Here is a 12864-nt window from a genome sequence, read left to right on the forward strand (position 1 = left end):
TAAACATGAAATTTGGATATAAAAACGGCCAGCGAGCTGGCCGTTAAAGTAGGAGGGGTGTTGAAGATGTTTAGTTAAGGTACCAGTCCCAAGGCATAAGACCTTGCTCTGCTAGACCCGTTAAGCGACCTTCACGAAGCTTAGGATCAACACCTGGGTTTGTGACATAATCCCAGTCGAAGGTAGTACTGTTTTCGCTGAATCCTGCACCATCAATTACAAGCACATTGTCGGCTGCATCGCTGTACTGGTAGCTCTGGAACAATTCATCGCTAAACCAAAGACGCGACATTTCGTTCATCAATACCTTCTCATTGCTTGTCGGGTGAATATCACTACCGTCAAAGCGTATAGCTTTGTTGAACATAAATGGCAGTTCTGAACCGTTACATGCGCCGCTGATGCAACCGATCGTTTTGAATAGATCAATGATTGACAGTTGGTCGTATTCGCCCGTTTCTTCATTTAGACCTGTTTTAAAGTTCCACATGTTAAAGCTTGGTTTGTGCTCAAAGTGGTATAGCGTTGCTTCTACTTTGCTATTTGCTGCCATATAACGAGCAGGGCCATTGAACAAGGTGTCATTTAGCAGGGTTTTAAATTGCGTCATGTTGTCAAGAGCACCACCTATGTCAGCTTCTGAGTTAGGGTAGAAATCCGTTAGAGCCAGAATATCTTGGGTTTGTTGGTGGCTAGTGATATCAACAATGTCGACCAAGCAACCTACGGTACCCGTAATGTCACTGGTATCAATGCATTCAGTCATTTCAAGTAGATCACCTTTCTAGCTTTGCACCATAAAATAAACCCGTTACTGCGCTGTAAGCACTGCTTGGCAATACAAGATCTGCTGAAACTTCATCACTTGCTTGCTCAGATAGTTTTTGCTGCAGAAGAACGATGTTGTTTTCATCTTCTAACCAGTTAACCATAGCTAGAGCTAGCTTTGCTGGATCTTCATTAGTAAGCAGTTCAGGTTCATCATCTATTAATAACTCGATGACCGTTGGAATTAAGAACGTAGTGGTAAAGAGCATACCAAAGCTGTTCGCTTCATGTGCATTTTCACCTAGGACAGTTGGTACTGAGAAGCCTGCTTGCGTTGGTGATTTTGCTGATTCTCTACAGCTACCAAGGAAAGTTTCTTCACACAATATGTAAGGAGCATAAGGCATCAGGTTTGACATTGGCGTCTCATCTGCTATTGGGCTCAGAATTGGGATTTGCAAAGAACCTAACAACCAATTTTTTAGCTGTTCAATACCATTCAAAGCTGTTTCTTGCGACGCCATGATCTCGTCGATCGAAGTGTCTACATCAAAGTCATTGTTGCGGTCCTTAGCAACGTCATAGCTAGGATACTCAAAACCATACGGGTTGCTTTGCATAATGGCACGTTGGAAATATTGACCTGCGATATTGTCATCTTGTTGCAAGAAACCAATAGACATAGCACCTGAGCCTTGACCCATAACGGTTACGTTTTGAGCATTACCACCGAAGTCAGCGATATTGTTATGTACCCACTCTAAGGCGCGCTTCTGGTCACCTAGGCCATAGTTGCCATCTTCGTTCGCGCCTTTAATCCATTGAGTACCTAACTGACCAAGACGGTAGTTCAAGCTTACATAGATGAAAGGCTTACCATCGTCGCTTCCTTGAGCAACCACGGTATCACCGTGCACAAGTGCTTCAGAACCTGAGCCATATTCAAAGTCACCACCGTGAATGAATACATAAACCGGTAGGTCTGCATCAGCATCTACGCCTACTGGGCGCCAAATGTTAAGGTTCAAACAGTCTTCAGATTGTGTCTGTGAAACGGTCTTCAATTGAGGACATGCATCACCAAACGCAGTGGCATCAATGTCACTCCCAAGATCAACAATGTTACTTTGCTCAAAGCGCTCTGCTTCGGCAAATTTAATGCCTTTAAAAGACTCAACAGAAGCTAGCTTGTCGACGGCACTATTTGAAGTAATCACCAGCTCTTCTTTAGACGCTGTGATCATCGCGTCGCCGATTTGAGTAGTAAACGTTTCAGCAGGGGCAGGTACGAGAGGTTCAGGTTTATCTGGCTTTGGAACCGTTGGTTCAACGTCTGTGTCACAGCCAGCAAGAGCGGCCGCAATAGCGAGTGCGATGAGAGAACGATATGCAATAGTCATAAAAAAGGTGTCCACAATAAAATTTGGTAAAGTAACGAACAGCGCATCGATACCGTCAAACCTGTCGTTCCATCAGGTGATTCGCTCCATCATTGGTGCGTTTGACGTGGTTGTTTATTTCACTTTCTCTCTGTTGAAAACAAGGGGGGCGCAACGTCGTTGGTATGATGTCGGCGCAAGCAAACGTGAGTTTTACACCGATATCAGAGTTCAATGAGTTAAGAGCTTATTAGGTCTAGAAGATCAAACGTTCTAGAAGCGATAGCCAAGGTTCAATGTCACAGCCGAACGAGTTTCACCTTTGTTGTACAACACGGTCATGTTGTAATGCTTGCCAATCTGTTTGTTGACTCCGGTTAAAAATGCCCACTGGTTAATGTCCACACCAACGTCGTAATCAAACTCAATATCGTCTGTTTTTACAGTACCTTGCATACGTGAATCTAAACCTTGGTATTCAGCACCAACGAAGAATTGAGCTCGATAATCAACCAATTGGTAGCCCAACATTGGCTGAACCGTGACAATACCGTCGCCCCAATCATCCATCCCTTTCAGACGCGTTTGTGAATAGGTGCCGGTCAGTGATGCAAAGAACTCTTTGTAACCAACAGATAGTGTTGTACCCGCACCGCGTAAGTCATATTCGAGATGCAGTGGTACATTTAAACGCCCACTGTTACACAGTGCTGATACGCCCTCGCACAGTTTGTCTCCTAGACCAGGTAATTTGTTATTGAGTTTATCTTGTAGATATTCTCCCGCAGCGCCGGTGTAAGAGGCATCAACATTCGCGTCAACGTTTACCTTTCCTACATATCCGAATACATTCCAGAACGGCAGAATATTCACATCACCACGTATTGAAAGACTTTCTGCTTTAACCGTTGCAACGCTATCTTCAGGGTCGAACAGGTCATTCAAGCGCACACCGCCAATCACGTAATCGGTCATAGGAAGGTTCATGTCTTGATTGCGATAAGCAACTGAAACACCGAATGGTAATGGCAAATCGATACCTTGACGACGCACCATGTCACCCATTAATGGAAAGATGCGGTCCAGCTTTACGCTCGCTTCTTGCATTCTTGGGTCTGAGACTTCCTGAAGTCTTGCTTCATTTAGAACTTGTACGCCGTTGTCATCTGCGTATAGCGCCACTGGTTCGACCAAACTAGTCATCTTCATCGGTTTATTCTTCGTTGTGCCGACGACTTCTGTCGTTTTGCGTGCAATAACGAGCTTGCCAGACTCCAATGTGTTGAACTCAATCTCTTGGTTGTAGCTTTCTACCTTGTAGATATGGTGTGTAAAAGGCTTGTCATTGGTGATCAACATTCGCTTTGGTTCACCGTCGACTAATTCGATATCGACATTCAAGAATCGGAAATACGCGATATCTTGAGGTAAGCCATACTTCGAATAATCAAAGCTAATGATGACTTTGTTGTCGTCGATTTCTTGCACACGCACTGAAGAAGAATCAAAGCTTTCGGCATAGTCACGTAAGCGATATTCAGTACGAGTGAAAGCTTCTATTTCATCCAGTAGATCATCGTTATCGTCCAGTTCTTCTGGGTTATATTTTATACGTAGGTCTATGTTGCCCTTGCTGTCGGTGTTTTTAACTAGGTAGACGCTTGAGTCACGAATTTCATCACCGACTTGAAGAGTACGACGCGCATGTTCGACTAAGTGCTCACCTTGAACCAATGAGCTGATTGCTAGTTTTGGTAAGTCGTGGCTGATGCCATATTTGTCAAACAGGGCACGTCCTTTTTCCATGGCTTCGCTGTAAGTTTTAGTTTCTTCTGCGGCTGAAGCTAAAGAGGGTGTTGTAAGTAGCAGGGCGCTCGCTAATACAGAAAGAGTATGGGTCTTACAGGCGCTAGTGCGTATTTCAAAAAAACTCATGACGGTTTCCACTCTGAGTAGCCTCAAACCTTCGAGACTCAAACAGTCGATGTTGTACTGAACCTCGTGTTCAGTTTGTTATGTATGTATCCATAAGGATTTCCAGTGTGAATGTCGCGTTTAAAAATGCATTGCGCCAATCAATGATAGGATTCTAAGGTGAGGGTGGAAATGTCGTTAATCGCGTTTGATGGACGCCATCCTCACTTAATTGTTTGTCAGTGGCATTATTTGCCAACTAATTGATTTTAAAGCTTTAATATGATCATAAGGCAGGCGGGTAAACAGAAAGGAAAACGGCCTGCGAAGCAATATGCTTGGCAGGCCGTGACATGTTTATGAGGTAGTGCAGGCGTAGTTTTAAGCCGTCACTTTTACTCTGAATAGATCAGTAAATAGTTTCGCTATCATCAAAATGATTAAGATATTGACCAACATTAATAGTGGTGTTTCTATTTGATAGACTGGTGTCAGGTTGAGTGCACCAGATGTAAGCACCACCAATAAGTTAATACCCAATATTCGATGTACCATTAGTTTAGGTGTCGCGAAGACTTTCCATATCACCATGATATTAACGAAGTAGAATAGGGCAAGTTGCCAAAGCTCGGTCATCAAAGGCATCACGAAGATGTATTGAAGTAAGATCACTGAACCTGTACCAAGCACGCCGAAAAATGCATCTTTGATGATACTCGGTGGCATTGTAGGTACCATTGAAGAAAAAACGCCCGCAAGCATTGGAAAAATAAAGCCACCCGGCATTGGAAGATATATCCATATCAATAGCGAAGTTACGAACATCGACACACCTTGTAGGACCTTGCGTCCGTCTTCATTCAAATGTTGAACAAACGTACGATGAGCGCGATGCCAAGACACGTCTTTATTATCGCCCATTACATTGGGTTCACCTTCAATAAGTGATTGATCTGGTGTTAGTGTATTAAAGCTCTTCAAGTTGTTGGTAATAACGGCCCATTGAATACCCAAGTCAGATTCACTGTGACTTTGCTCAAGTAATGTATCTTGGATATGCGCCATCTCGTTGATACGTAAGCGCCATGTTTGGCTGTTCTCTTTAAGATGGTAACTACCAGTAAGTGGCAAATCTAAAAGTTGATACAACTTATCAATATTGGCGGTGTTACTTTCAAGCGCGTTGATGTCGATGTTGTCTAGGTTTTCCATTATTTCTAATAGTGAATTTCTACTGGTTTCAAATCGTTGTATAAAATTTAGCTCTGTGTTGACTGGCCAAATTAAACGATAGACGATAGAAAAAGTTACGATACCAAGTATGGTTTCTTGTATACGTAGCACGGCAAAATGGAAGGTCACTTGGCTATCAAACCCGCCCATACAAGAAATAATCGAACAGACGGCGAAACCAATTGAAAACACATAACCATATTTCTCGTCACTAGACATGAAAATGCATGTGCCTAAGAACAATGTAAAAAATGTCAGAAACAAAAATCGGTCTTGTGAAAACATCGCAATGAGGAAAAAGGCATAACCGGTCCCTAACAAGGTTCCCATTAACCGGTTATGCCCTTTGTTTATAGAGTGAGCAAAGCTCTCATTCAACGCCATCACTGCAACTGCAATCGCTGCCCAATAAGGTTTTTCCCATTGGAACCATAGTGCTAAGCATATAGCGATAACAATAGAGAACGCCGCTTTTATCGCTTCTTTAGTCGACGCATTGAACATAGAAAACACCCAATTATTTGATAATTTTGATAGAAGCTGTCATACCAACACGAAGCTGTAATTCATCAGGAATATGGTCTAACTTCACTTTAATTGGAATACGTTGCGCAAGGCGAATCCATTGGAAATTTGGGTTTACGTTGGGCAGCAAGTCATTACCGGTACTCCCATCTTGTTTTGCGATACCAAAACCGATGCTCTTAATGTGACCTTCTAACTGGATTTTGTTGTGCATCATTAACGTTACGTATGCTTTGTCTTGCGCGTCAACGCCAACAAGATCCGTTTCTTTGAAATAACCTTCAATCCAAAAGCTATCCTCATCAATTAACGCGACAACTGGCGAGTTTGCGACTGCTTGAGAACCCTCACGAAGGCTTAGATTAGTGATATAACCATTAGTTGGTGCATACACCTTTGTATACTCAAGGTTAAGTTGTGCTTCTTCGACGTTTGCTTTAGCTAGCTGAACGTTCGCGGAGGAAGTCTCAACCGCATTACTGAGGTTGTTTAGCGTTAAAACTGGAATAGCACCTGGCGTTCTTTTTTCTAAGTTAAGTGCGCGTTGCTCTTCATTCTTTGCTTTTGAAAGTAATGCTAAGGCTTGTTTTTGAGAAGCTAAGGCCTTGTGATAGGCCGCTTGGTAAAGGCTTGGGTCGATTTCGAACAGAATATCGCCTTTGACCACTTGAGAGTTATCATCAATATGGACTTTGGTTACTTGGCCTGTAACACGTGGTGTTATAGAGACAATATAAGCACTCACCTGGCCGTCTCTAGTCCAAGGGTTGCTTGAATAAGATTGGTAATAGCTATAGATGACAGTACCAGCGGCTGCGAATAATAGGAGTGTAATGAGATAACGTTTTATCACAGGAATTGCCTCAAAAAATGGTAATAAATTGGCCGACGATGCCAGTAAAAATGACGATTAGGCTCAATTCAGCTAACGCAGGAAACGCGACATATTTATGAAGTCCTAATCTGGTTGTGATTGAGCCGGTTAATATCGTTAACACATAAGCCAATGCGACAACCAGTAACAGCGGTGGAAAGTAAACCTCTCCCCATACGAGCTCATGCGGCATGGTGTTCATGGTTTTGTTCTCTATTTGTTTGATGAATGGAACGATACGGTAGTTAGGCTGAACGTGATAATCGTGTTTAGAGGACCTGATCCATCAATAGGCGTAATCGACTTTCTATTTGCCGTATAAGCCTATCAATACGAAGTGAAGTGGATGCGTAAAGCGAGGTTGTCAGAGGTATAAATAGAGGTAAGAAACAAATAACGGTTACTTTTAAAAATATCTACAAAATTCAAAACAATTATTTTTATTGTAACTCACTGTAATATAGTGAAATCTTCATTTCTAAAATGATGATATCGCTTAATTATTGAACATGCGATGATTGAGTCCATCAAAAAGGATTACATTGAATACTCTTTTCTAACTAATATTCGTCTCGAAGCAACGAGATGCTTTAATAATCCAACAAATATCATTACTAATTTATTCGTTCGGTTATTTATTCCTTAATTTAACATAAGAGTAAATTTGTCATGGACATCATTTCTAATCTATTTGATATGGCCCCATTTGTCGCTCTATTTATTACACTCTCTCTCGGTTATATGGTCGGTAAGATTACCATTGGTCGATTTGTTTTAGGCGGTGTTGCCGGGACATTATTAATGGGTGTAATTATCGGACAATTCGGTGTTGATATTGACCCAGGCGTGAAAAGTATTTTCTTTGCGCTATTTATATATGCAGTTGGTTATCAAGGTGGTGCTCAGTTCTTTAAAGCACTTAACTTTAGAACCATCAATATATTACTTTCAGCTGTCGTGATGACAGTGTCGGGCTTACTCTGTGTATTAGCTGCCGCATGGTTATTTGACCTAGATAGAGGTACGGCTGCAGGCCTAGCCGCTGGTGGTCTCACACAGTCTGCAATTATTGGTACCGCTGGTGATGCTATCGCTCGCCTTGGTGGGGTGTCAGAAGAAGCAAAACACCTAATGCAAACCAATGTTGCTGTCGGCTATGCAGTAACTTACATCTTTGGTTCTTTAGGTCCAATTCTAATGGTTACCTGGGTATTCCCAACACTGATGAAGTGGGACATTCGAGCTGAAGCGATAGCCCTAGAAGAAAAAAACTCTAGTGGTAAACGCGAACTGGCACCTGGTGAATTTAATGCGGTTACGGCATTAGTTACCCGTGCGTTTAAAGTAAGTTCTGGAGACAAGTTAGTCGGAAATACCTTAGCACAGTTAAATGATACATCGCTTTCTGCTTGTATTGAATTGATTGAGCGTGATGGACATGAGCTTAATGCGGACAAGTTCACAGTACTCAAAGAAGGTGACATCATCGTTGTTACCGGTCGTAGAAATGCGGTTCAAGAGTTACAGGGTAGCGCTCATGGCAAAGAAGTATCTCTCCCTGAAAGCTATGAAATTATAGAAGAAAATCGACAGTTGATCGCAGATAACCGTAAGCTTGTCGGTCAATCTCTTCGAGAGATCAAACAACACTCAAACGAAGGTTTATATCGTGGTGTTTACATTACTGATTATATCCGTGAAGGCGTAGCGCTTGCATTGACACCGGAATTGGTTGTTAAGAAAAACGACATTATTCAAGTCACTGGTACTGCAAATGATATTAATCGCGTAGAGAAAAATATTGGACAGCGCATGGGCTCAGCAAGCATGACTGACTTTGTGATTCTTGGTTTGGGTATGGTTGTTGGTCTGCTTATTGGTTTGATTAGCTTTAAAATCGCTGGTATCCCAGTAACGATCGGCTCTGGTGCAGGTTGTTTGATCTCTGGTTTATTCGTTGGCTGGATTCGAAGCCGAAACCCTCACATTGCACAGTTTCCAGTTGGAGCCGTTAACTTTATTCGTGACTTTGGCCTGGCAGCTTTTGTTGGAATTGTTGGTCTGCAAGCAGGACCACAAGCCGTTGACACCATCAAAGAACACGGTATGTCATTATTGTTCTTAGGTGCTGCTGTAACCATTATTCCGCAACTTATATCATTCTTCTTTTCATACTTTGTGTTGAAAATTAAGAATCCGGTAGAAGCATTAGGTTGTGTGACTGGCGGACGCAGCGCAAACCCTGGCTTTGCGGCATTAATGGAAAAAACAGGCAATGCAACACCTGTATTTACTTTCACAGTAACTTACGCAGTAGCTAATGTCCTACTTACATTGTGGGGCCCCATCATCGTCGGTGTAATTACTTTAAACGCAGGCATGTAAATAATAAACAGTATAACTTATCGGCTAAATATTTGGTCGATAGGGTAAGGATTCCCCAAATTTAGTAAATATATAATTAGGTAAATATTATGACTACACAAAATACAGTAATCGACTTCTCAAAATTCGAAGATTTAAGCCCATTTGAATTAAAAGATAAACTAATCGAAGTAGCACAAACAGTGCCTGACCGCGCGCTATTAGATGCTGGTCGTGGTAACCCTAATTTTTTAGCGACACTACCACGTAAAGCGTTTATTCGCCTTGGTGAATTCGCTGTTAATGAAGCAGAACGTAACTATGCATACCTTGGTGGTGATTTTGGTGGTATTCCTGACGGCGTAGGTATTGTTGAGCGTTTCGATACATTTGCAAAAGAATACCAAAACGACAAAGGTGTTCAGTTCATCGAGCGCGCACTAAGCTACGCAAAAGATCGTCTAGGCATCCAAAAACAAGCGTTCCTAAACGAACTCGTTCTCGCTTACCTTGCGTGTAACTACCCAGTACCACCGCGTATGTTGGTAAATATTGAGAAAGTAGTTAAACAATACATCGCTGAAGAAATGTACGGCCCAACACCAATGACAACAGATTTTGATTTGTTTGCAACGGAAGGTGGAACCGCTTCAATGACTTATACATTCCAAACGATGTTTAACAACGGCTTACTTAAAAAAGGCGACAAGGTTGCGTTGATCACACCAATCTTTACTCCTTATTTAGAAATACCTGAACTTTCTGAATATGAGCTAGAGATCGTCGAACTACGCCTTGATGAGACAACTTGGCAACTACCAATGTCTGAAATTGAAAAACTAGCAGATACAGACATTAAACTGCTTTGTGTCGTTAACCCGGCGAACCCGGCATCAGTGAAATTCTCGGATGAAACGCTAGATAACTTAACAAAATTTGTAAATGAGCAACGCAACGATCTATTTATTATTACCGACGATGTATACGGCACGTTTGCTGACGATTTCGTTTCTTTATTTGCAAAACTACCATACAACACACTTTGTGTTTATTCATTCTCTAAGTACTTCGGTGCAACTGGCTGGCGCTTAGGTACTATCGGTATTCAGCACAAAAATGTATTCGACGACACACTACGTTCATTCAGTGAAGAGAAACAATGTGCGCTTGATGACCGTTACAAAACGTTGTCTCCTGAACCTCGCGACATCAAATTCATCGATCGTATTGTGGCTGATAGCCGAAGCGTTGCATTGAACCACACTGCTGGCTTGTCTTTACCACAACAAGTGCAAATGGCGATGTTTGCCCTAACATGCCTTATGGATTCTGAAGGCAGCTATAAAGCGGCGTGTAAACGCATCATCCGTGAACGTTACATTACGCTTTACAAAAACATGGGTCTTGAAGTTGAAGAGAACAAAGATCGCGTTGATTACTACACACTGCTTGAGCTGGATACTTTAGGTGGCAAGTTGTACGGCGACGCGTTTGTCGATTGGTTCAAATCAAATGGCAAAGGTAAAGATTTCCTATTCCGTCTTGCGCATGAAACGGGCGTTATTTTGCTGCCAGGCAAGGGTTTCGACACGGTACATGCATCAGTTCGTGTATCACTCGCTAACCTAACTCACCATGAATACGAGCTAATTGGCCGCGCGACTCGTAAAGTACTTGATGAACACTTTGTTGAGTTTCAAGGCTAATCATTGCTAATGAGTTAGTGGTTCTATTCACTTACCGGTCCTATTAACTCAACGGTTTACACTATAAAGAATAAGCCTCGACACCGTCGGGGCTATTCCGACCAAATAAGCACAGTGAAATCCAATTAATCTGTTGTGTTTATTTAGTCGTCAATCGATCTCACTAAAGAAGAGTGACCTATGAAAAGTATTATCTCGATCCAATCTCATGTTGTTTATGGTCACGCTGGTAATAGTTCAGCAGTGTTTCCTATGCAGAGAATGGGGCTAGATGTATGGCCGATTCACACTGTACAGTTTTCCAACCACACACAGTATACACAGGGTTGGACTGGGCAAAAGTTTACATCAGATGACATTCGAAACTTGATGAAAGGGCTTGATAACATTGACTCTTTACGAGCATGCGGCGCTGTATTATCGGGTTATCAAGGGAGTGCAGACCAGTGTCGGGCTGTTGCTGAATCAGTAACTTTAGTCAAAGACCGCAATAAAAATGCTTTGTATGTATGCGATCCAGTAATGGGTGACCCGGACAAAGGTTGCATTGTTGATGACGGTGTTAAGGCTGCGATTGTCGAGCATCTTTTACCCATCTCTGATGTCATTGTTCCGAATCAATTTGAACTTACGGAACTTACGGGTATCAATATCAACTCTTTGTACGATGCAGTGACCGCATGCAAAAAAGCGTTAGAACTGGGCCCGAAAATCGTTCTAGTAAAACATCTCCATTCATTACCTGACGAAGCTTTCAGCATGATCTTGGCGACACCCAAAGCCTGTTATCTAGCTCAGCGACCAAATATCGATTTTCCTAGACAACCTGTAGGTGTTGGTGACCTAATTTCAGGGCTGTTCACCGCATGTTTAGTTAAACGCATGTCGCCTGTTGCCGCTTTTCGTCACGCACATAATGCGGTTTATGGGGTATTAGAAGTAACTAAAAGTTATGGTACTTGGGAGCTACAAACCATCAATGCTCAATATGAATTCGTAGAACCAACGAGTGATTTCAATGTTGTTAAAATTGCATAGCACCTTATCGGGTGTTTTTTCGAAGGGTTACATCCTACATACGTGATTATTTAAACTCGTCGATTCGTTTTATATTTATTCAACAGAAGAAACGGACTTCATTTATTTCTTACCCTTGAAACAAAACTCTGGAAAGCACCGGAGAAGATGAAATGAGTCCAAATATGAATCGCCGAGTTTACTCTGTTTTTACTGTCCTGCTATCCGCCTTCTTAGTGGCGTGTAGTTCTCCTCACACCTTAGATGCAAGAGTTTCCAAGGATAATTATCGAGACGTAACGGTTGCAGCGACACCTTCTCATGAGCCATTACGTACGTGGGCGAATGAAACCCCTGATTTTCTCTATTCTGAATATAACAAAACAACCCCGATTAAGGTGAGTGGCGAACATTTGAATATTCTCGCGCTTTCTGGTGGAGGGGCGAATGGGGCATTTGGGGCTGGAGTTTTGATGGGACTAAAGGAGTCCGGACAACTCAAAGACTATTCAATTATCACAGGCATTAGTGCGGGGGCGTTGATTGCGCCGTTTGCTTTCATCGGTGGAGATGCGCTACGCGAAATGAAAAACGTCATGCTCGACATTAACGACGATGCAATATTAGGCAAAAAGAATTTTCTAAACACGGTTTTCAAAGACGCCTTTACTGACGGTGAACATTTATACCAATTCATTGCCAATGCTTATCCGGAATCAATGATCGACAAAATCGCTCAACAACATCGAAATGGTAAACGCCTATTCATTGGCAGTACGCATTTTGATTCCGGAGAATTGGTTATTTGGAATTTAGGCGCCATTGCTAACAGTGAACGACCAGATAAGGCGGAACTCGTATACAAAGTATTAGCTGCAAGTGCTTCAATCCCCGGGGTTTTTCCACCGCAGTTCATCAATGCAGAACTAGACGGAAAGACATATGAAGAGTTGCATGTTGATGGTGGCCTTGCTGCTCAAGTGTTTTTTAATCCATCAAATTTTGATTATACAAAGATATCTGAAGCGTTAGACCTCGAAACACCTCCCCAATTAGACGTAATTTGATGTATGGAATCCACTCC

Annotated in this window: 8 protein-coding genes and 2 pseudogenes; 5 read left to right on the top strand and 5 right to left on the bottom strand. The window is 42.2% G+C overall.

Annotation, left to right across the window (positions count from 1 at the left end; translation table 11 throughout):
- Positions 1-70: 70 nt before the first annotated feature.
- Positions 71-2168: pseudogene (locus AACT19_RS04050) on the bottom strand (carboxylesterase family protein).
- Between the two features lie 7 nt (positions 2169-2175).
- Between AACT19_RS04050 and AACT19_RS04055 the strand changes: the two are divergent.
- Complete coding sequence (locus tag AACT19_RS04055; RefSeq protein ID WP_131825219.1) at positions 2176-2385, top strand: hypothetical protein; 210 nt, start codon at positions 2176-2178, stop codon at positions 2383-2385.
- A 35-nt stretch (positions 2386-2420) separates the two neighbouring features.
- On the opposite strand, the gene AACT19_RS04060 is transcribed toward AACT19_RS04055, so the two are convergent.
- The 4 genes from AACT19_RS04060 to AACT19_RS04075 form a co-directional block, all read right to left on the bottom strand.
- A complete protein-coding gene (locus tag AACT19_RS04060) occupies positions 2421-4082 on the bottom strand; it encodes a hypothetical protein (protein WP_076645401.1) in 1662 nt (553 codons plus the stop codon).
- A 360-nt stretch (positions 4083-4442) separates the two neighbouring features.
- Entirely contained in the window at positions 4443-5798 is a 1356-nt protein-coding gene (locus AACT19_RS04065) for an FUSC family protein (protein ID WP_076645403.1), read from the bottom strand.
- 13 nt (positions 5799-5811) lie between these two features.
- Positions 5812-6672: an HlyD family secretion protein gene (locus AACT19_RS04070; RefSeq protein WP_017092840.1), complete on the bottom strand. Its 861-nt coding sequence runs from the start codon at positions 6670-6672 to the stop codon at positions 5812-5814.
- A 10-nt stretch (positions 6673-6682) separates the two neighbouring features.
- Entirely contained in the window at positions 6683-6895 is a 213-nt protein-coding gene (locus AACT19_RS04075; protein WP_017079206.1) for a DUF1656 domain-containing protein, read from the bottom strand.
- Positions 6896-7362: 467 nt separating this feature from the next.
- Here AACT19_RS04075 and aspT point away from each other — a divergent pair, with 467 nt between their 5' ends.
- The 4 genes and pseudogenes from aspT to AACT19_RS04095 form a co-directional block, all read left to right on the top strand.
- Entirely contained in the window at positions 7363-9078 is a 1716-nt protein-coding gene (gene aspT, locus AACT19_RS04080) for an aspartate-alanine antiporter (RefSeq protein ID WP_017079207.1), read from the top strand.
- Positions 9079-9167: 89 nt separating this feature from the next.
- Positions 9168-10763 carry a bifunctional aspartate transaminase/aspartate 4-decarboxylase gene (locus AACT19_RS04085; protein WP_017095568.1) on the top strand — a complete coding sequence of 532 codons (1596 nt, stop codon included), beginning with the start codon at positions 9168-9170 and terminating at the stop codon, positions 10761-10763.
- Between the two features lie 180 nt (positions 10764-10943).
- Complete coding sequence (gene pdxY, locus AACT19_RS04090; protein WP_076645405.1) at positions 10944-11801, top strand: pyridoxal kinase PdxY; 858 nt, start codon at positions 10944-10946, stop codon at positions 11799-11801.
- 164 nt (positions 11802-11965) lie between these two features.
- Positions 11966-12844 (top strand): annotated as a pseudogene (locus AACT19_RS04095) (patatin-like phospholipase family protein); the annotation flags it as partial.
- Positions 12845-12864 lie beyond the last annotated feature (20 nt).

The sequence above is a fragment of the Vibrio sp. 10N.222.47.A9 genome (genome assembly GCF_963872585.1).
Lineage (GTDB): Bacteria > Pseudomonadota > Gammaproteobacteria > Enterobacterales > Vibrionaceae > Vibrio > Vibrio splendidus.

Bases quoted from the DNA above. Each gene is read 5' to 3' on its own strand.
- AACT19_RS04060 (WP_076645401.1), bottom strand. From the start codon at position 4,082: ATGAGTTTTTTTGAAATACGCACTAGCGCCTGTAAGACCCATACTCTT.
- AACT19_RS04065 (WP_076645403.1), bottom strand. From the start codon at position 5,798: ATGTTCAATGCGTCGACTAAAGAAGCGATAAAAGCGGCGTTCTCTATT.
- AACT19_RS04075 (WP_017079206.1), bottom strand. From the start codon at position 6,895: ATGAACACCATGCCGCATGAGCTCGTATGGGGAGAGGTTTACTTTCCA.
- aspT (WP_017079207.1), top strand. From the start codon at position 7,363: ATGGACATCATTTCTAATCTATTTGATATGGCCCCATTTGTCGCTCTA.
- AACT19_RS04085 (WP_017095568.1), top strand. From the start codon at position 9,168: ATGACTACACAAAATACAGTAATCGACTTCTCAAAATTCGAAGATTTA.
- pdxY (WP_076645405.1), top strand. From the start codon at position 10,944: ATGAAAAGTATTATCTCGATCCAATCTCATGTTGTTTATGGTCACGCT.